General features: G+C 40.7%; 22 protein-coding genes. 13 read left to right on the top strand and 9 right to left on the bottom strand.

The window, feature by feature from the left end; all coding sequences use genetic code 11:
• Positions 1-52: 52 nt before the first annotated feature.
• Positions 53-1384, bottom strand: coding sequence for a hypothetical protein (locus IUZ65_RS03415; protein WP_195702402.1), 1332 nt, complete (start codon positions 1382-1384; stop codon positions 53-55).
• 220 nt (positions 1385-1604) lie between these two features.
• A complete protein-coding gene (locus tag IUZ65_RS03410) occupies positions 1605-2483 on the bottom strand; it encodes an AraC family transcriptional regulator (protein ID WP_195702401.1) in 879 nt (292 codons plus the stop codon).
• 114 nt (positions 2484-2597) lie between these two features.
• On the opposite strand from IUZ65_RS03410, the gene nrtS reads away from it, so the two are divergent.
• On the top strand, positions 2598-2891 hold the full coding sequence (nrtS, locus tag IUZ65_RS03405; protein WP_195702400.1) for a nitrate/nitrite transporter NrtS: 294 nt from the start codon (positions 2598-2600) through the stop codon (positions 2889-2891).
• A complete protein-coding gene (locus IUZ65_RS03400; protein WP_443083731.1) occupies positions 2885-3787 on the top strand; it encodes a methyl-accepting chemotaxis protein in 903 nt (300 codons plus the stop codon). Before nrtS ends, IUZ65_RS03400 begins: the two co-directional genes overlap by 7 nt.
• 261 nt (positions 3788-4048) lie before the next feature.
• Here IUZ65_RS03400 and IUZ65_RS03395 read toward each other — a convergent pair whose 3' ends face one another.
• Entirely contained in the window at positions 4049-5008 is a 960-nt protein-coding gene (locus IUZ65_RS03395) for a transposase (RefSeq protein WP_195702398.1), read from the bottom strand.
• Between the two features lie 353 nt (positions 5009-5361).
• Here IUZ65_RS03395 and IUZ65_RS03390 point away from each other — a divergent pair, with 353 nt between their 5' ends.
• Positions 5362-6726: a type II toxin-antitoxin system HipA family toxin gene (locus IUZ65_RS03390; RefSeq protein ID WP_195702397.1), complete on the top strand. Its 1365-nt coding sequence runs from the start codon at positions 5362-5364 to the stop codon at positions 6724-6726.
• Positions 6711-7193 (top strand): helix-turn-helix domain-containing protein, encoded by a 483-nt coding sequence (locus IUZ65_RS03385; protein ID WP_195702396.1) that lies wholly within the window; start codon positions 6711-6713, stop codon positions 7191-7193. Before IUZ65_RS03390 ends, IUZ65_RS03385 begins: the two co-directional genes overlap by 16 nt.
• Positions 7194-7507: 314 nt before the next feature.
• Here the strand turns inward: IUZ65_RS03385 and IUZ65_RS03380 are convergent, their stop codons facing one another.
• Positions 7508-7786: a LysR family transcriptional regulator gene (locus IUZ65_RS03380; RefSeq protein ID WP_195702395.1), complete on the bottom strand. Its 279-nt coding sequence runs from the start codon at positions 7784-7786 to the stop codon at positions 7508-7510.
• 26 nt (positions 7787-7812) lie between these two features.
• On the opposite strand from IUZ65_RS03380, the gene IUZ65_RS03375 reads away from it, so the two are divergent.
• The 4 genes from IUZ65_RS03375 (at position 7813) to IUZ65_RS03360 (ending at position 9854) form a co-directional block, all read left to right on the top strand.
• Positions 7813-8322: an AAA family ATPase gene (locus IUZ65_RS03375; RefSeq protein ID WP_195702394.1), complete on the top strand. Its 510-nt coding sequence runs from the start codon at positions 7813-7815 to the stop codon at positions 8320-8322.
• Positions 8323-8460: 138 nt separating this feature from the next.
• A complete protein-coding gene (locus IUZ65_RS03370) occupies positions 8461-8829 on the top strand; it encodes a VOC family protein (RefSeq protein WP_195702393.1) in 369 nt (122 codons plus the stop codon).
• Between the two features lie 63 nt (positions 8830-8892).
• Positions 8893-9318, top strand: coding sequence for a GFA family protein (locus IUZ65_RS03365; protein WP_195702392.1), 426 nt, complete (start codon positions 8893-8895; stop codon positions 9316-9318).
• A gap of 32 nt (positions 9319-9350) precedes the next feature.
• Complete coding sequence (locus tag IUZ65_RS03360; protein WP_195702391.1) at positions 9351-9854, top strand: YgjV family protein; 504 nt, start codon at positions 9351-9353, stop codon at positions 9852-9854.
• 19 nt (positions 9855-9873) lie between these two features.
• Here IUZ65_RS03360 and IUZ65_RS23405 read toward each other — a convergent pair whose 3' ends face one another.
• Both IUZ65_RS23405 and IUZ65_RS03355 read right to left on the bottom strand, forming a co-directional pair.
• On the bottom strand, positions 9874-10008 hold the full coding sequence (locus IUZ65_RS23405; protein ID WP_269213769.1) for a hypothetical protein: 135 nt from the start codon (positions 10006-10008) through the stop codon (positions 9874-9876).
• Positions 10009-10164: 156 nt separating this feature from the next.
• Positions 10165-11109, bottom strand: coding sequence for a sensor domain-containing diguanylate cyclase (locus IUZ65_RS03355; RefSeq protein ID WP_195702390.1), 945 nt, complete (start codon positions 11107-11109; stop codon positions 10165-10167).
• Positions 11110-11530: 421 nt separating this feature from the next.
• Here IUZ65_RS03355 and IUZ65_RS03350 point away from each other — a divergent pair, with 421 nt between their 5' ends.
• The 5 genes from IUZ65_RS03350 (at position 11531) to IUZ65_RS03330 (ending at position 15083) form a co-directional block, all read left to right on the top strand.
• Positions 11531-11779, top strand: a complete 249-nt coding sequence (locus IUZ65_RS03350) for a DUF3297 family protein (RefSeq protein WP_195702389.1) — start codon at positions 11531-11533, stop codon at positions 11777-11779.
• 207 nt (positions 11780-11986) lie between these two features.
• Positions 11987-12409, top strand: a complete 423-nt coding sequence (locus tag IUZ65_RS03345) for a GNAT family N-acetyltransferase (protein WP_195702388.1) — start codon at positions 11987-11989, stop codon at positions 12407-12409.
• A gap of 66 nt (positions 12410-12475) precedes the next feature.
• Complete coding sequence (gene catB, locus IUZ65_RS03340; protein ID WP_195702387.1) at positions 12476-13108, top strand: type B chloramphenicol O-acetyltransferase; 633 nt, start codon at positions 12476-12478, stop codon at positions 13106-13108.
• Positions 13109-13200: 92 nt separating this feature from the next.
• Complete coding sequence (locus tag IUZ65_RS03335; protein WP_443083725.1) at positions 13201-13809, top strand: DUF4326 domain-containing protein; 609 nt, start codon at positions 13201-13203, stop codon at positions 13807-13809.
• A gap of 275 nt (positions 13810-14084) precedes the next feature.
• Positions 14085-15083, top strand: coding sequence for a hypothetical protein (locus IUZ65_RS03330; protein WP_195702385.1), 999 nt, complete (start codon positions 14085-14087; stop codon positions 15081-15083).
• Between the two features lie 37 nt (positions 15084-15120).
• Here IUZ65_RS03330 and IUZ65_RS03325 read toward each other — a convergent pair whose 3' ends face one another.
• The 3 genes from IUZ65_RS03325 to add all read right to left on the bottom strand — a co-directional run bounded on the left by IUZ65_RS03325 (position 15121) and on the right by add (position 18147).
• Positions 15121-16575 (bottom strand): hypothetical protein, encoded by a 1455-nt coding sequence (locus tag IUZ65_RS03325; RefSeq protein WP_195702384.1) that lies wholly within the window; start codon positions 16573-16575, stop codon positions 15121-15123.
• A gap of 231 nt (positions 16576-16806) precedes the next feature.
• Positions 16807-16980: a XapX domain-containing protein gene (locus IUZ65_RS03320; RefSeq protein ID WP_195702383.1), complete on the bottom strand. Its 174-nt coding sequence runs from the start codon at positions 16978-16980 to the stop codon at positions 16807-16809.
• Between the two features lie 15 nt (positions 16981-16995).
• The gene (add, locus tag IUZ65_RS03315; RefSeq protein WP_195702382.1) at positions 16996-18147 is read right to left on the bottom strand and encodes an adenosine deaminase; all 1152 of its coding nucleotides are present in this window, start codon (positions 18145-18147) and stop codon (positions 16996-16998) included.
• Positions 18148-18180: the final 33 nt, after the last annotated feature.

Genomic DNA, 18180 nt, shown 5'->3' with positions numbered 1-18180 from the left:
GTTCAGTTCCTTTTTAGCTAAAACAATGAGGGCACACACCATAAGAAAAGCGCTATAGTCCATTCCAGGTACGAGTAAATCCATTCGCCCAAAACTTGACAAGATAATCGGATTGAATCCCTAATAATTGCGCATCCACCCAAACTTTCTTTTTAAAAGTAGTGACTAACTTACCCATAGCTTCTTGGGTATCTGGAATAGCATATAAGTAGGTCATTTGAAATGCAGCATCTTCTGCACATACATAGGTAAATGATAAAGACAGGCCATCTATAACCGTGGCTTTGTTTTGCGCTTTGACACCTGGAGTACACGACTCACCATATTGAAAATACACTCGTTTATTTTTGTCAGCGTCTCTATCGAGAATAACAAGAAATGTTTTCTTAAATTCCATCAACTCATTTCGAGCTTGTATCGAAAACTCTCTGGCAGCGCTAACTTGCGTCGGGTTCAGTTCTACTCCACCACGTAAAAGATCATGAGTAAGCTCAAGAGGAAAATCATCACGATTTTGTTGATAAAGTTCTTCTATTATTGTCGCTGAAGTATTGGGCCCTAGATTCAAGTGATTAGACTCACCATCTATAATTTTAGTAAAGCCAGCAATTAAAAGGTTAAGGGCATCGCCTAGCTTACTAACGTACTCCGCCTTCTCGGCATTGTTTACATCGAAATATTCAGATTTTGCCGCCGATATTGGACGAAGGTTTAACGAGTGACGACTATTAGAATGATGCTCTGACTCAAGAAAATTTTGGAAATAACTAAAGGAGTCATCAGTCTTTTCAATGTGATTCGTTTTTTGCCATGCTTCATTGCAAGTAAGTTCACTTCCAACTTGTTGTTCAACAAAAACAACACTCTGAATAGAAGTGATCTCTCTGTTATATTTCTTTTTGAACCTTTGAATTTTCTCATTGAAGTCGTCAATGTCCTCTTTCATACCAATAGAAATTCTCATATTATCTCGACCCGATTTATAATCATCATATCGGTCTTCGTCGTAACAATACTCAGCTAATTTACTCCACATATTTTTTGATTTCACCGTGGTTCTTCTAATTTCTATTAGCTTTATCCGAATTACCTCCAAAGCATTACTATTCGACTCTGCGACATATTTTTTTGTTTGTAGTTGTCGATATAACTTCTCATTAGTGGTGCTTTCTGGAATTTGGGAATATATAAAGTCGAATGAATTGTAAATATAAACCTGTTCATTAAACTCGTTGACTTGAACATTGTAGCGATCTTCGACTTTTTTATAGAGTTTTTGGGCTCTGTCCCAATTACTATCTGTACAATACTCAGCATTTGCCGGGGCAATTTGTAACGCGACACATACCAACACAAAGAGAAGTTTGTAAACTATTTTCATCATAATCAATACGCAGCAGCAATGGTTTTATACAGTTTATATATTGATCACCTCTCTTACCCTGTTTTCTATCAATAATACGTTGCGTTATTATCGTGATCCCGTAAACACGCCTACTCGACCTTCTTAAATAAGTGGGTAAAGATAACGTCGGCGCGGTTACTGAAACGAGAATACCTTAGCGTTTCTGCTAGGGTTTTGAATATGACTGTGAATGAAGAGTTTACACAGAGAGCTTACTCCGAACCTTACCCGGTGTAATACCAAAGCGCTTCTTAAAAGCTCGGCTGAAAGCAGCTTCAGATCGATAACCAACCACTTCAGCCACCAGAGCAACGCTGGCGCCTCTGTCTAGCTGGCTCCATGCCAGTTGCATCCGCCACCACGTTATATATTCCATTACCGTCCAGCCACTGATCTGCTTGAAGTTTTGTGCCAACTTAGTTCGTGACATAGCCACCTGCTTTGCCAGCCCTTCCAGTGACCAGTCTGTGTCTGGTTTTTCATGAATAGCAGCCAACGCTTTAGCGAGCCGCGGGTGAGTATAAAGTGCCAAAATACCAACCTTCTCTGGATTTTCCTCTAAGTACTGACGTAAAGCATAAATAAACAACAGCTCAGATAGGCGGCTCATTACAGCCTCTGAGCCCATGCTCCACTCCATACCCTCTTGCATTATCATAGCCATTAACGAATCGCTCCACAGGCTGTTATGGCTCGCCTTTACTATAAATACTCTAGGCAAAGCATCTAACACAAAGTGGCTACCAAAATGCTGGAACTCGACATTGGCACATAACAAACCCGTTGCGGGGCTGCTTGGTTTTGCATTGTATGGCAGATGCTGTTGCTCGCCGCCTTCGGGGCTAATGGGGCGTAACGAATGCGGCAATAAGCGGGGAAAGATAACCAAATCGCCGGGAGCAAGCTCCGTTGTAAGGTGATTTGGTACCTCTAGCCGACACTGGCCTTTCGTTACCATATGAAAGCTGGTTTTACGGGATTCCTGCTTATTAATAAGCCAGTTCCCGCACACTTGAGCATTATGGTATACCTCAACATCCAGCTTAAGCTGCTGTATCAAACTCGAAAATGCTTCCATTTTTGTACTCTGGGGCTGTTTTTATGCACTATTGACTATTCATCGTACTGGCATTAGCCATTACTGTATATGGGTAATTCAATACCACTTCTCAAAACAGTAAAGAGCCCGACTATGAGTACAAACATGAGTGAAAAAGTCACGATTAGAGATGTCCTGAACACAGCCAAGCAGCCGTCTATTCTGAAACGCTCTACTAAAGTTGCTATGATTGTCGGAACCATACTGATGTTTATCAACCACGGCGATGCCATTTTCGCTGGCGAGCTAGAGTCCGCCCGTTTGGGAAAAATAATTATCACCTACTTTGTTCCTTTTCTTGTATCCACTCAGGCCAGTGTGACCGCAACTCTCCATGCAATGAAGCAGCCATCAGCAACACTGCCATCAAATAAAGAGATATTATGATTCGTTTATTTAAGAAAGCCCCTCAACCGGATCAGGTGTTGGTAGAAAAAGAACGCATCCATCAGCTTGAAGCAATTGAAATAAAATATCAGCAGTTACTCAAAAACAACCCCCTACCGCACGCTGAGCAGATAGTTGGCAATGCGCGTAATGTAAATAAAGCCGCCTCAAATCGAATGGATTCCATTACCGAGAGTTCTGAGCTTATAGGACACTTTATTAGTCAGTCGAGTGGTATTGAAACTCTCTCAAATGCCTCTTTTGAATCTGCAAGTATTACCGCAGATACCGCTACTCTTTCCATCGATAAGATGCACGAGCTGCTTAATCAAATTCAGGATTCAAAACTTCAGATATGTGAGTTCACTAAGCTGCTTAATTCACTGGAAGAGAACAACCAAAATATTGACCAATTGGTGGGTTCTATCAAGGGCATTGCATCCCAAACAAACCTGTTAGCACTTAATGCTGCTATTGAAGCGGCCAGAGCTGGTGAACACGGACGCGGTTTTGCCGTAGTAGCCGATGAAGTGAGAACCCTAGCGACAACAGCGACGCATTCTGCTGACAGTATTAGCCATGAAATGAAAAGTATTATGGATACCTCTGCACAGATCATGGGTAAACAGAAAGAAGTTTCTGATGTGATTAATTTCAGCGCAGAAATTGCTGATAAAACAGTAGAGGATATGGAAGGTTTAGTGGCGAAATCACGCGAAAGCCAGTCGTCTGTTGAAGAGGTGATTCAAAGTGTTCGTCGGCAGTTACAAGATTCACATACCATACAAAGTAATATGGAACAGCTGGTTGAAGATACACGAATAGCCACTTCACTTTCTGGTTCAAACTTCGAACTTGCTACGTTGATTACGAAAAAACTGGCCGTATTGAGGTAGATAAGACTATGAGGACACACATCATAAGAAAAGTAAAATAATCAAATTAAAAGACTATGAGGACACACACCATAAGAAAAGCAAAATAATCAAATTTCCCAAATCAAAAAATGCCGTGAAATTAGTTGGTTTTGAAAGAAATGTTCGTATCTCTACGGTTTTAATCGAGCTTTTACTATTGTAAAACCACTATGAGTACAGACGAGAGGCAGAGCGTCTAGTTTGTTTCTGGTTGTTGCGTTCATGTAGGGGAAACGTTCGTCAGTTTAATTGATATCCTCGTATCCGACTTCGTTTAAATTGAGGTAAAGCGCTGTAGAAACTCTTTTTGCAACCAACTAACAAAGCGCGTTTTCTTTCCAGTTGAGTGCAAACTGCTAACCAATCCTTCTGGGTCAGATTAAGCCGCTCTAAGATGGGTGGCAATTGGCTCTTTAGGTTAGCTTTACCATCTCTCAATGTTTTTCCTGTCCAGTCTACCAATTCTATATAGTCTATCAATCTAAACGGTATGCCACAGAGCATCTCGTTGGCTGGGTTCCCAATAAAAGGTAACAAATTAGGTGCGGTTGATTGCTGGTTATTGAGCGCAGTTACACGGTCTTTGAATGAGGTATACTCTGACGATTCTGGTGTCTTCGCTATCCCAGCGCGTACTGGATTAAGGTCGGTATACGCCATAGCCGAAAGTAACGCTTTTTCGTCCAATAAGGCCTGGCTTTTGTAACGGCTTTCCCAAAAATGCCCTTTGCAGTTGTCCTCTTTATTCGCCTTTAACGCTATCTCAAAATTCAACTCACGCATAAACCAACTCAAGCTGTACAAGCGTTCTCGCCATTGTTCGATAATATCGAAAGCGACCTTGAGTTCAGCTTTACTCTTTAATTGACTGGCTAAGAATCGCTGTATGATGACAGGTTTTAAGTGTAATAGAGCCCAACGTTCGATAACTTCCGAATCAGTCAGTAAATCCAACTTACCCTTATTAATATAAACAACTAAATGATAATGGTTGCTCATCACCGCATAGGCGCAGATATCAATACAGTAAATAGCACTAAGTGTTTTGATACGAGCTTCTATCCACCCTCTTCTATGCTCATAGTTTGTATTCGAAAACTTATCATATCCACATAAATATGAGCGACGAACGCACCGAGATACGCAGTGATAATAAGGTGTTGCTTCGATACAAATTTGTTGATTTCGAGCGGTGGTCATAGCTGCCTCCATTTCATATTAGATGCCCTCCTAATATAACGGGATAAATGCTATGGCACTCATGGGATACTTTGTTTTACGAGGCATTAGTGGGTTTTATGTAAACCGACACTATTTTTCATAAGATGACTGTCCTTGTTACTCTTTACTCTTCTTAGATGACTATCCTTGTTACTCTTGTTACTTCTTGATATTCCCGCTACGAAACACCTGTCGTGATACGCCATATTGTGAGTAATATAGTGCACGCCAAAAAATACTACGAATATAACGAGCAACAAAATACGCATTAATTGCATAAAATCAGCTTTAAGTGTAAAGTACTACACATAAAATAATCAGCGGTGCTCAAAATGGAAGAACTGATTTTACAGGCATTTACCAAAGAACAATGGCTAGATGTTGCTACCATCTCATTCCCCAATAGTAGTAAACACAACTTCCGAATTACTGAACTCAATTACCTCGGTAACTATGCTCTAGAGCACCATGACAAAGACGATCTTCACGCAGTTTCCATCAATCATCCTGTATCTTTCTTCTTTGATGATATAGGTAAACCAGGATGGTTAACGTTTCTAGACGATATTATGCCTAGTGGAGCAAGTAGACGATATTGGGTTAAACACCTGGATATTGAGGATCTTACCTATGATGAGCAAGATTATATTTTGCTTAGATTTGGCACCATGTCGCCCGTGGGTAACTTACGGGTAAAAGATTCACTGCCCGAACGTCACGAGGTTTCAGATACCCTCTATTTCTCTGTAGGCGATGTAATAAACAGAGCGGGTGATTTTTTAGACTATGCCCAGCAACGCGGTGCCATCGCAGGTGGTGCAACTGGCGCTGGCGGTGAAGCACCAAAATTGCTTCTACGCTGCTCTGTCGAGAAGGACGCTAGTGATAACAAGATATGGATAGACCCATACCAAGATGATAATACCAACCAAGACTTACACTACTTAGTAAAATACCCCAGAGGTTCAAGAACCACAATTGACTGTAATATTTTACGAGCAGAGTTTTATTTCTACCACGAGTTAACAGAGATGGGATTTGAAACAATTTCTATCGAAAATATGCGTCTAGAAGAAGGGATAAACTACCCTTCTTTATGGCTACCTAGGTTTGATATCAAATTTAACAATCAACAGCATATCGAAAGATTTGGTATGGAGTCTGTTTATTCCATCTTAGGTAAAGGGGCTGGTGTTACTCTCGATCATGAAGCTACGATTAGAGCATTGATAGAAAAAATCACGCAGAGTCACATGGTTAGACGTCAGGGATACGATTTTGATATTCAGGATTTTGTCATCGAGTGGGTAAAACGAGATCTACTCAATATCCTATTTGGTAATAGTGATAATCATGGTCGAAATACATCATTTTTGAAAGGAGATGGCTTTATCAAACTAGCACCCATCTACGACTTTGCTCCAATGAAAGCCGATCCAGAAGGTATACCTAGAACCACAAAATGGCGGGCACCTTTAGAAGTTGGCGGAACCTATGATTTCATCGGAATAGCGGATTTGTTATCCGATCTCGTCGCAAGTGAGATCTTACTTGAAGAGCTTAGGAGTACCGCTAAGCAGTGTATTGATCTTAAAAAAAGACTGGCAGACAAAGGAGTACCAGAACAGATCCTGGAAATGCCTGCAACTGGGCTAAATCATATCTCAGACAAGGTCACTAAATGGGGACTGTTATGATCACAAACAAAACAGTATCTAAGGAATCGATTAAAGGCACAATAGATCGCCTTAGAGCCAGCCGAGAGAAAGCATCAACGACTCGCAGCACGACGACTGAAGCTATTGAAAAAACAGATCAAAGCGTTCAAACGACACAAAGAGTGTCAAAGAATACAACGTCTGTCAGTACAGCCGATCGTAAAAAAGCAGCAAACCACATAATTAAACGCTTATTGTTTAGCGAACTCACTGAAGGTCAAGCCTTAAAAGAACTGCGAATCAATGTGCTGGGGCTCAAGCAAGATGTTTACGCTAAGCTAGTGAACGTCTCACGCAAAACATTATCAGACATAGAAAATGATCGCGGTAACTACAAAACAGATATTTTGAACAAAGTCTTTAAACCTTTCGGTTTGAAAGTCGGCTTACTCCCCTCATCACCTAGTATGTTAAACGCTCTATTAAGAGGCAGTGATACAGAGTAAAAAACCACTATGGTAGATTCTTTAATTAGAACAATTAGATATAGACTCCAAATCAAACTACATTGGAATATCCAGACGCGGGGTCAATTCCTTTTTAAGTAGGACTTCAATGTAACACTGAAGGTAATGCCAAATTCAAAAATCAACTTTAACCAATTGATTAAATTTAATTTGATACACTTAGGTCGACTCCACCAATACATTAAAAAGGCCACATTCATCTACGCCAACGATAATCCACCGTCAACAACGAGCGTATGGTATAAGTCATCCACCGCTATCTTTGAAAATACCCCTCCAGACTTTATCTTTGGTTAGGCATTATTAACGGCAATATCCGCTTCCATGCGATTAAGATTACTTGTGTCCATACTCGACATTATTTTCAACTGAATTTCAGGGTGTGCATCGACAAAAGGCTTTAAAAATGGCGTAAGGTTAAAAACACCGGCGTCTGGTACGCTGATTGTAAGTGGTCCCGTCAATAAAGGCTCTTCTTTTGCTCCTAGAGCCAAATCATGAATACTTTCTTCCACCTTCCGTGTTTTCTCATAAACCGTTTTTCCGATCGTCGTTAAGGTGTACAACCACAACTATATTCCAAATAAGTGAGTACGTAATGATACATCTAATCTGTGGTCCTATTGGCGCGGGAAAGACAACCATCGCACATCAAATCGCTGAACAATATGGTGCCATTCGATTCTCTGAAGATGAATGGTTGAGTAAATTGTTTATACCAGATGCCCCTCAAGATTTGATGTCGTGTTCCGATGACATTATTTCAGCATGGGCGACAGAAAAGTATCAACGTTGCAGGGGTCAAATTTGGCTTTTATGCGAAAGGTTATTATCACTTGAGGTGCCGGTTGTATTAGATGGTGCGGCGGCCACTAAAGAACAACGAGATGCCTTTAGAAAAAAAGCGTCTAAATGTAGTGTTGACTTCCAACTCCACTATGTCACTTCTGATTCAGAGACGAGAAAAAAGAGAGTATTTGAAAGAAACAATGAAAAAGGTAAGACGTATTCTATAGAAGTGACGCTTGGTATGTTCAATATGATGGAAACGTTTTTCCAGCCTCCAGTGTCCGATGAGCTGGCAGAGGCGCGAGTTGTCCACACGTAAATTACTCTCGTAAAAATGTCCACTTCTATACCCTGAAATTTCGCGCGAAGCTTAACGTCGGCGATTATGATATGTTGTCTTTCGTAAGGAAGGGGGCATTGCTCGCTGACTATCAAGGTGTTAATACAAGGGGACAAAATGATAAGTCATATTGATCATGTGGTTCTGACTGTTTCTGATATTGAATTTTCGGTGAAGTTTTATCGCCAAGTTTTGCTTATGGATGAGATTACATTTGCAAACGGGCGCAAGGCACTAAGATTTGGAAACCAGAAAATCAATCTTCAAACGTTAGGGCAAGAACCAAGAAATAATGCTCTCGTTGGCTCTGGTGACTTGTGTCTTATTACTCATTGGAGCCTAGACGATGTTGTCGCGCACTTGAAGAACGAAAATATAGAGATCATAGAAGGCCCCATCGAAAAGTCGGGAGCCTTAGGTCAAATTACGTCGGTCTATTTTTTGGATCCAGATAATAATTTGGTAGAAATTAGCGTGTATAATTAGCTATTGTGTCATCACAATCTACTTATGTAGATTACCAACACGTAGAAATAGAGGATAAAAGGAATGGTAGAGTCAGATAAAAATCTCGCGAGTTGTCTTTGTGGAAGCGTCAAAATTGAGGCACATGAGGTCAACCCCAAATTTACAGTTTGTCATTGTGATACCTGCCGTTCTTGGGGTGGAGGTCCGTTTTTTGCCGTTCAGTGTGGTACCGATGTTAAGTTTCAAAACGCTGAAATGGTGAAAGAATACAAATCGTCGCCTTGGGCAACCCGTGGATTCTGTGGCCAATGTGGTACACACCTTTACTACCGCTTCAACAAAACCGGCAGCTACAACATGCCAGTAGGTTTGTTTCCAGAGCTAAACGGTTTGGCCATGAGCATGCAATACTTTAGTGATCAACGTCCAGATTACTATTGCTTCTCAAACGAAACCAAAGAACTGACAAAGGCGGAGATTGAAGCTTATTTTGCTTCATCGGTCTAGCTAACTGAGCGCGATATTCTTTGGAGGTTCCAGTGTCGGCATTTTTTTTATCTCAGGTCTTAGTCGCAATAGCCATTGGCTTTGACTTGATGTCTTTTCAGTTTAAAGAAAGGAAGAAGATTGTCGCGTGCCTATTTTGCGCTGGGATCCTCATTTCAAGCCATTTTATATTGCTAGAGCAATGGACAGCTGCAAGTCTAATGGTCATTGCCACTACCCGTTATTTAATGAGTGTATTTTCTACCTCGTCAAAGCTTAAGTACCTATTTTGCTCTGCCTCGGTATTAGCTACCTTTATTACTTATGCCGGGTTAGTCAGTGTATTGAGTTGTTTAGGGTCGATTTTTCAAACCGTGGCAGCTTTTAACAAAGATGACCGTCGATTAAGAGAGCTTATGGTGGTAGGCACGGCTTTTTGGCTTTTTCACAATTACTTAGTCGGCTCTCCAACCGCCGTTATAATGGAAGTTCTCTTTATTTCCAGCAACTTAATAGGTTACTACCGACACTACTACAGAAAAAGTAGCGCCGTTTAAATTCAGTTCTGTTCGTTATTCAGCGCTCTTTTTTAATGTCATGCTTGCCAATCTGGTTTGCATGAAGCTGTCTTGCGGTGACGTTGGTCCGGCCATCCATGAATATAGAACCAGATGAATTAACCCACGTTCCTGCCAAACCTTCGTTCATCATGATTCCTCGTTTAGGTTATTAAATAGCGACGCTGGAGAGGAAGCGCCAAACCTATACTTTTTAATAAATTCACTAACACTGTCTTCCAATTCGTTGCTTAGGCCTTCATTCGAACGTCGCCTCTTTATTCTTGCATAACAATAAAGTGTTTAAGGTTCAGCCGGTTGATAAAAGATTATTCTTATCCATCTCAAGGGAATAAATACTGACCCTATTTCTGCCGGTATTCTTCGAGTGGTACATCGCTTTATCTGCTCTCGCTAATATGTTTTTCACATCGTCATCGGTTTTAATGACCTGCGTAACACCGACACTGATAGTGAGGTTTATTTCGTACTCATCTGCCATAAATCGGCTTTTTTCCAGTGTATTTCTTAATTTTTCGGCAACGATAGCGGCATCTTCTAAGTCAACATCATTGAGAATAATAGCAAACTCCTCACCACCAATTCGTCCAAAACAGTCCGATTCATTTAATTCAGCCTTAAGCACCTTTACAGCATACTGAATAGCATCATCGCCATAAGAGTGTCCTAATGTGTCATTAATACGTTTAAAGCGATCGATATCCAACATGAGAATGGAAAAGCTTCGGCTACATGATTGGTACTCATTTAAAGAGGTTGATAATGCGTGAGTAAATGAGCGTCGATTGGCAATACCGGTTAAATCATCGATCTCAGATAACACCTTTAGTCGTTGCTCTAGTAGATGGCGTTTCGTGATATTTTTGGCTATCCACACAACGGTACGCTCACCGTTTTCTATTAATGGAAGAGGCTTAATAATACCTTCAAACCAAATTTCTTGCGGAGACGGGACATGTTCAGGTAGGTCAATCATGTCCTGCTTATCAAACTTATAGTGGGCAAGCTGGGTTTCGTTCGACTCCAGAGCCGCTATTATGTGGGAATGAAACTCATTGGCCATGTCGGGAGGCGCAATATCATAAAGTGACCGTCCAATAAATGGCTTGCAGTCAAAACCAGTGGCATTGTCATCTCCACCATAAACATCGATATAAATACCTGATTCAGAGAATATAAACACATGATCTGGCAAAGCGTCTAACACGGTAAAATATCGATCTTTCAATTCCATCTAACAAGCCTTTTCTATCCGTAGCAATCAATAAAAATCAAATATACTCAACAACAGAAATGCCATTACTTGAACGCATTACTGTATTAATTATGATCAATCATATCACTTAAGTAGCATATAAATCATTAAATGCACATTCGAAGATCAATGGCTTAAAAAGAAAATCACCTTGAACACTACAAAACCAACAATGAACCTATAATTCACCTAAAAGGATAGGCACCGTATGAACACCGCTTATTTATACACTGGCTCTCTTTGGTTACCTGCCCTTGTAAACTTAGTTATTCAATATTCGGAATCTTGTATTAAGAATCACTGGATTAAAATTGTGTCTCTATCCCCTATTACAGCTCTTGAGCGTTAGGTCTACATTGTCTACAATGGCGCCACTTTTTATTTATTACAGATCTCGAACATGAACGACACTACATCGCAACCAGCTTTACCAGACCACCTTTCGGGTAATCCTCGCAGCCCACATCATGTGGCTGAATGTTTCGAGCACAAAATTGGCATTCGACTTAACGGCAAAGAGCGCTTTGATGTTGAGGAATATTGCATCAGTGAAGGTTGGGTAAAAATCCCATCACCTAAAGCGGTGGACCGTCGCGGACAACCCATTCTGATTAAGCTAAAGGGCGTTGTCGAAGCTTTTTACAGTTAGGTCGTATTGATACCTCTGACGAGCAACCATAGAGCCTAGAAAAATGTAGGTTCTATGGGTTACGTTTTGGTGCTTACCACAACGTTGATTTACGCATTCACACCTCTCCCTACGCATTCACACATTGAATAACCATCCACTACGTCAGCTAATCTGTTTATGCTGCACGGTATAAAATACCAAAACCATTTGAAAGAGAGCTTTTTCATGGATATTCGTCAAATCGACTGGACACAAACCATTCCTGTTCGTCATCGAGTTTTATGGCCAGATAAGCCACCCGAATTTTGTTATGTGGAAGGAGATGAAGATGGCCTTCATTTTGGGGCTTTTGAGAATGACGAGCTCGTTTGTGTTGCCTCTGTTTATATAGATGGGGACGAGGCCCGTTTACGCAAGTATGCGACAGAGATTCAGTTCCAAGGACTGGGTATAGGAACGGCGGTTTTGAATGAAGTGATCGCTTATTTGAAAATGAATCACATCAACTATTTTTGGTGTGATGCAAGAGAATCAGCATTACGTTTTTACGGGCGTTTCGGTATGCTTTCCCATGGTGAACGTTTCTATAAAAGTGACGTGGCGTATTACAAAATGGGCATGCACTTATGTCCAGCAGAAGACAGATAACAATCTAGTTGGATTGGATCACGGTACAAGTTAATGGCGTATTAGACACTCCTAAGGATATGTATATTGAATAACTATTTTGATAGCCCTTTCGTTGGTAAATCGTTGAAAGAACAAGTCACCAACCCGAATATTATTGTAGGTAAGCACAGTTACTACTCTGGTTATTACCACAACCACAGTTTTGATGATTGTGCTCGCTATTTGCTGCCTGATAGAACAGATGTGGATAAGCTAATTATTGGCCATTATTGTTCAATTGGTTCTGGCGCCGTGTTTATGATGGCAGGCAATCAAGGTCACCAAAATAAGTGGGTAAGTACTTTCCCATTTTTCTATCAGGATAATGACCATTTTGTTGATGCAAAAGATGGCTTTCTACCCTCAGGTGATACAGTTATTGGTAATGATGTTTGGATTGGAAGCGAAGCGATGATAATGAGCGGTGTAACCGTTGGTGATGGTGCTATTATCGCGAGTCGTTCTGTTGTGACCAAGGACGTTGCTCCCTATTCGATTGTCGGCTCAAATCCTGCCAAGCATATTCGTTTTCGTTTCTCAGACAGTGAAATATCTCAATTGCTGGAAATGCAATGGTGGTTATGGAATGACGAGCAACTTAAAGGTGCCATGAGTCTAATGTGCTCATCAGATATCGATGGTCTTACCGATTATTGGCACAATTTTAGCCGTATCTAACTATCGGCTTAAGCTTTGCCATCGATGATTGATTATGGAATACTTGAATGAACATCCCAAATTAAATGTCTCTGTAAAACACTTGTACTGATATGAATTGTGTTCTTATTCTCTATCCAACGTTATTCAAAAGCTACTCAAAATTCAGTAGAAAGTTGTCGATGCTCATTGCAAATTTAGCGTCTCCACGGCTAGTTTTCATCGATGACAAAAATGAGTTTGGGGCCCAGTATACAAAGCAACATAACCTCGCATACGAACGAATTGAACAACCACTAACCAAAGCGTTGCACAACATTACGCACGCCATTGTATTTAGCGATGGGGAAGTGTTTGTTGATGAGGTAAAGGCCTTACGGCAAGGCTTTGTCAAAACGAGTGTTCAAAGAATTAAAATTACTCGGGTTGTTAATGTCACCAGAGATCCTGTCTATAATGGTAGACAAAGCACCGAGCAGTTCGAATATATTGGCCGAGGGTCACCATGGGGGAATCCATACCCTATTGGTATTGATGGCGATGATCGTAACGAAGTTTTAAGAAAATATAAATATGACTTCGATTACGACAATTTTCTCAACATCACCAAAGTGGGTATGTTGGCACTTGCAGGGAAGCGACTGGGATGTTTCTGTAAACCAGACGACTGTCACGGTGATTTTATCGCTGATTATCTAAATACATATGATGATGGTCAATAAAGAGTAAATGATTCAAAATCATTCAAAAAACCGTCTTGAATACTGACTAACCTGCATTTATTTTGTTATCCATTTAAGTTGTTTTATTGTTTTTAGCCCCGTGAATAATGAACAATTATAGCAAGCAAGCAACCACCCCCACCACAAACTTCTTTTTAATTAAATTGCCGTCATCCATCACATTATCAATAAGGGTTAGTACTCAAAATGGGTTCAATCTTAAAGCTGTCAATTCAGCCTTAATAATAAACCCGATATGAGAATGAGGAACAACAATGAAGTTAATCAGAACAGCAATCATCTTGGCTCTGTTTCCTTTGGCATCACATGCAAGTGATATGACGACAGGAAAAGCGGTAGAAGCGCTTAATCTCAGTGAACTCGCACTGACGTATAGCCAAGAAAAAATAGTAAAAGTAACGGGCATAACTGATGCCACACAGGCAGACGCTTTACTCATTGATATGAACGTAATCAAGCCAAGCGATTTGGGTCAAACAAAAACACTTTCTGACAAACTTAATCATTTTGTTGAGGATCAAAACGACCAATCTGAACGCTATATTGGTAATGTTTCCGACAAAAACATTGTCGAGCGCGTGAGCAAAACTTGGAATGATTCCAAGGTTATCGACGACAAAAAAACACTGAGCTTGCTGAACAGTTTCATCGATAATGGCCTTACTACTGGCTATAACGTTGTCGACACGCTAGATGAATCTAACTTTAATCAAAGTATGATGATCCGATACGGCCACAATAATATCCAGCACGCAATCCAATTACTGTATTTAATGAAGAGCGAAGGTTTTGATCCAAAAGTGCAGCTCACACCAAAATCGTCTGCATTTTTATATCTTCCAGAGTGGGGCGAGCCAACTTACCCAGTAACAACGCTTGAAAGTGGCAAAATGGTTTCTGTGGTTAAAGAGTATAATTTGGACTTTGAATTTCAAACACAAGAACGTAAAGAAAGCTTTATGGATTTGATCAATCAGTATGCAAAAAAGGACAGTGCTGATGAGAAAGGTCTACTTTTTGAATCATGGTGGCAGCCGTTCTATCGTTCATATACCGAAATGGCAGACTACAAAGTATTAACTGAAAACCGAGTGATAATAGATCATTATCAAGCCGACCTAATGTCTCTGCCAGAGAAAGCAAAAGACCAAGAAAAACAAGTGCGTGCAATGGCTGAAAACTACGATGTTGTTGCGACAAAAGTATGGGTTAATCCATCATTCTACCGTTACATGTTAGGTGAGTTTAAGTAATCACGTTGTTTAAAAGGGCCTAGACCCAGTCTGGGCCCTAATTCAATTTATACCCGTTTAATAACTCACCTAAGGTCATCGGTCGATCAAAGAAACCAAGCAACTGCGCAGGTGTTTTACCATCGCGGTGCGGCCAGCAAAAATTATAGTAACCCGTAAAGACATGCAGCCAATCGTTAATCGATTGTTCGTTAAGTGTGGGCCCTAAACCTTGGAAGAAAGACTTAGCGGCATCAAGATAATGCTGAACCCTATCTAAACTCGTCTCTTGTAATAGCTTTTCCCACTGCTCTACTGACAAGCCTTGCCCCTTAATATGGCAAGCCCCTTTGGTTTTATCCCCTTCGGATAGAAAACCCCATTTATCCTGCCACCAGCCTATATGACGTATATTAAGTTTGTTCTCATTGAACCACGTCATTTTAGGGGCGCTTTCTCGAAAATAAAATAGGTGGTCTTCTGAACGAAGCAAATCTTGCAAAGATGCATTCATAAAGGCATTTCTCAACATCGTATCTTGTTCAACAAAGTAGTAACGATGAGATTTGTGTTGTAGTTTTTTTCTTAGTACCAATGCGTGTGCAAAACTGGCTAAATACGGCAAGGCTAAATGGCCTTTGTAGGAATGCACTACTGGGCGGTCATTGCTGGTTGGATCTAGGTAGTTCTTTCTCGACATGATGGCTTCATATTGCGCCGTAATGCTCATTATCAAATCGCCCTTCTCAGGAGCGTCAACAGGTGAACGGGTCGATAAGCTAGGTTCAACGGCAAGCAAGCACTCCGGTTCCATGTCCGTAGTAAAGTTCGTATCAAATGCCAGAACATAACCACTTTCTGTATGCGTCGTTGCAATGATCATGGCTGCTTGTTGCTCACCCAAAAACTCATAGCTTGTTGAAACATTGCATTTTTCAACTTTGTTATAAAACGATTCTTCTTTAACATGAGCAATATATTTAAGCCTATCGACCATGCCATGCTGCAACTTATAAAATGCTTTGGCCGTGATATCTAATTTTTGGCAAATATTACGCACACCGAACGAGTACATCATGCCGTAAAATATCGCGTTTTGCGCCTCACTATGTGGATTCATGCACGAAAGTTGGTCGGTAAAAACGGTATTACAACGTCGGCATTGATAGCGCTGCTTCAATGAGTTGGTTTTGCCAAATGATCGATAGCGTTCCGGGAAGGCATGTACCGCAAACGGTTTAGAGTCGCACTCTTGATTTGGGCATGAGGTAAGAGATAACGCATGATATCGTTTTTGGTGTTCAATCGTTTGGTATACGGAACGATTATTAATAACCTGCGGATAAGCGCCACATTTTGGACAGTGATAAATATTCAGGGCTTTGGTGTTATACACCGTTTGATACAAACTGGGGTCGCTTTGACCAAAATTCTCACACCCCGTTGAAACACAATAATTAACCTGAATTCCTTTGTATGGTTCGGGAAACACCATTTTGAGATCATCTTCCACTGATTATATTCCCCTTTACAACCCTAATTATTATTTTATACCAAGCTAAGTAAGTTTGTGATCAACATGAATGTCATTCTACCGACTGCTCAAGAATTCTTGTACGCTTAACGATGCGCTATCCTGCCCATTATACTCAAAAAGGAATACTCACCTAGGTCAGTATTCCTTTTCTATAGAATTTGATTCAATCTAAGATTAAATCGTCCTGATGCTTACCCTCGCCCTTGCTCAGGAAAAAAGCACACTGATATATTTGGTATAAATGATAGAGCCTACATACACGCCCACAATTCCCATGACGCCAGACAACACCGGCGGTGCGGGAATGGGTAACTTTACTGCTGTAAAAAAAATACCGACGATCAAGCCTGATGTTACGGCCAACAAAACTTCATTTAACACAATAAACTCCTATCCTTAGGGGCGGAACTGAAGACGATTAGCCAGACGTTTCTGTAATGCACCTTGTGGTAACGCTGTACAGAGAGCCGTAAGATCCTGCCAATCTTGTTCCTTCATTTCTCGATAAGTCTGCTCAATCAGCGTATCCCTTACCTCATCCTCTACAAATGCCGCTTCAAGTGCACATAAGGTGACATCTAACAATTCGACTTTTGTGAAACCAAATTGTGTTTCTGCAATATGGTATTCCTTACCAATGTCGGTTCCAAATAACCCGGCATCATCGGTATTAATAGAAAGACGTACGCCTTTTTCATACAACTTACGCAGCGGATGATGCTCAAGTGACTGATTCAGTTCAGAGACCAAAATACGATTACTGGTAGGGGCAATCTCCAAGGTGATATTGTCACGAATAAGCGTTTCTATTAATGCTTCATCTTTGATCGCCGCGATACCGTGACCGATACGTTTTGCTCCATATTTTAGTGCCTGGCGAATACTGTCTGGCCCGCATATTTCACCTGCATGATAAGATTTATCCAATGGAATTTGATCGACCAACTCATGTACATAAGTAAAATCAGAAAACGTCCCCGCCAATTCATTGCCCGCAATATTAAAGCCAGTGATAACCGATCTTGGTTGCTGTTGGATAAAATCTGTACTCAAATTAAGGTGCTCTAGGCTCAAGTGTCGAACCCCACACGCTTGTAGTCGAGTTTCAGTACCATATGATGCTTTTACCTCGGCAATTGCACGTTCTACGGCGTCCATGATTTGATGATATTTCTCGCTATCGAGTTCACCTGAACCATCCTCTTGTTCGGTGTAACACAGATGGAATGCTGATGTAATAATCTCGCAGTAGACCAAGCCTTTTTCAGCATTACGAGAAAGATAGTCCTTAACAATCAAATAGTAATCTTCTGGTGCCCGCACTAGAGCCGCGACGGTATCATAGGTGGTAACAAAGGCACCAAAATCAGATTCATTATAATTGTAACGACCATTTGGAAATTCACTACGGTTATATTTACCCTCTTGGTAAATAAAGTTCGCTGGCAAGATGACACTGTATTTTTCCGCTAAAACAAGCGCCATTTCTGGTGTCACTGTGCCTTCAATATGCTCATGAAGCACGACTTTTGGAAGTTTCTTATCCATAATTTGACCTCTAATTTCATTTAACGTTAATCA

It is taken from the genome of Vibrio sp. VB16, assembly GCF_015594925.2.
Classification (GTDB): Bacteria; Pseudomonadota; Gammaproteobacteria; order Enterobacterales; family Vibrionaceae; genus Vibrio.
The sequence above is the reverse complement of the archived record's forward strand: the minus strand, read 5'-3'. Positions and strand labels throughout refer to the sequence as shown.

Coding starts and splice junctions, on each gene's coding strand:
- IUZ65_RS03345 (WP_195702388.1), top strand. CDS start 11,987: ATGGATATTCGTCAAATCGACTGGACACAAACCATTCCTGTTCGTCAT.
- IUZ65_RS03390 (WP_195702397.1), top strand. CDS start 5,362: ATGGAAGAACTGATTTTACAGGCATTTACCAAAGAACAATGGCTAGAT.
- IUZ65_RS03395 (WP_195702398.1), bottom strand. CDS start 5,008: ATGACCACCGCTCGAAATCAACAAATTTGTATCGAAGCAACACCTTAT.
- IUZ65_RS03350 (WP_195702389.1), top strand. CDS start 11,531: ATGAACGACACTACATCGCAACCAGCTTTACCAGACCACCTTTCGGGT.
- IUZ65_RS03335 (WP_443083725.1), top strand. CDS start 13,201: ATGAATTGTGTTCTTATTCTCTATCCAACGTTATTCAAAAGCTACTCA.
- IUZ65_RS03415 (WP_195702402.1), bottom strand. CDS start 1,384: ATGATGAAAATAGTTTACAAACTTCTCTTTGTGTTGGTATGTGTCGCG.
- IUZ65_RS03370 (WP_195702393.1), top strand. CDS start 8,461: ATGATAAGTCATATTGATCATGTGGTTCTGACTGTTTCTGATATTGAA.
- IUZ65_RS03365 (WP_195702392.1), top strand. CDS start 8,893: ATGGTAGAGTCAGATAAAAATCTCGCGAGTTGTCTTTGTGGAAGCGTC.
- IUZ65_RS03375 (WP_195702394.1), top strand. CDS start 7,813: ATGATACATCTAATCTGTGGTCCTATTGGCGCGGGAAAGACAACCATC.
- IUZ65_RS23405 (WP_269213769.1), bottom strand. CDS start 10,008: ATGATGAACGAAGGTTTGGCAGGAACGTGGGTTAATTCATCTGGTTCT.
- IUZ65_RS03385 (WP_195702396.1), top strand. CDS start 6,711: ATGGGGACTGTTATGATCACAAACAAAACAGTATCTAAGGAATCGATT.
- IUZ65_RS03330 (WP_195702385.1), top strand. CDS start 14,085: ATGAAGTTAATCAGAACAGCAATCATCTTGGCTCTGTTTCCTTTGGCA.
- nrtS (WP_195702400.1), top strand. CDS start 2,598: ATGAGTACAAACATGAGTGAAAAAGTCACGATTAGAGATGTCCTGAAC.
- add (WP_195702382.1), bottom strand. CDS start 18,147: ATGGATAAGAAACTTCCAAAAGTCGTGCTTCATGAGCATATTGAAGGC.
- IUZ65_RS03355 (WP_195702390.1), bottom strand. CDS start 11,109: ATGGAATTGAAAGATCGATATTTTACCGTGTTAGACGCTTTGCCAGAT.
- IUZ65_RS03410 (WP_195702401.1), bottom strand. CDS start 2,483: ATGGAAGCATTTTCGAGTTTGATACAGCAGCTTAAGCTGGATGTTGAG.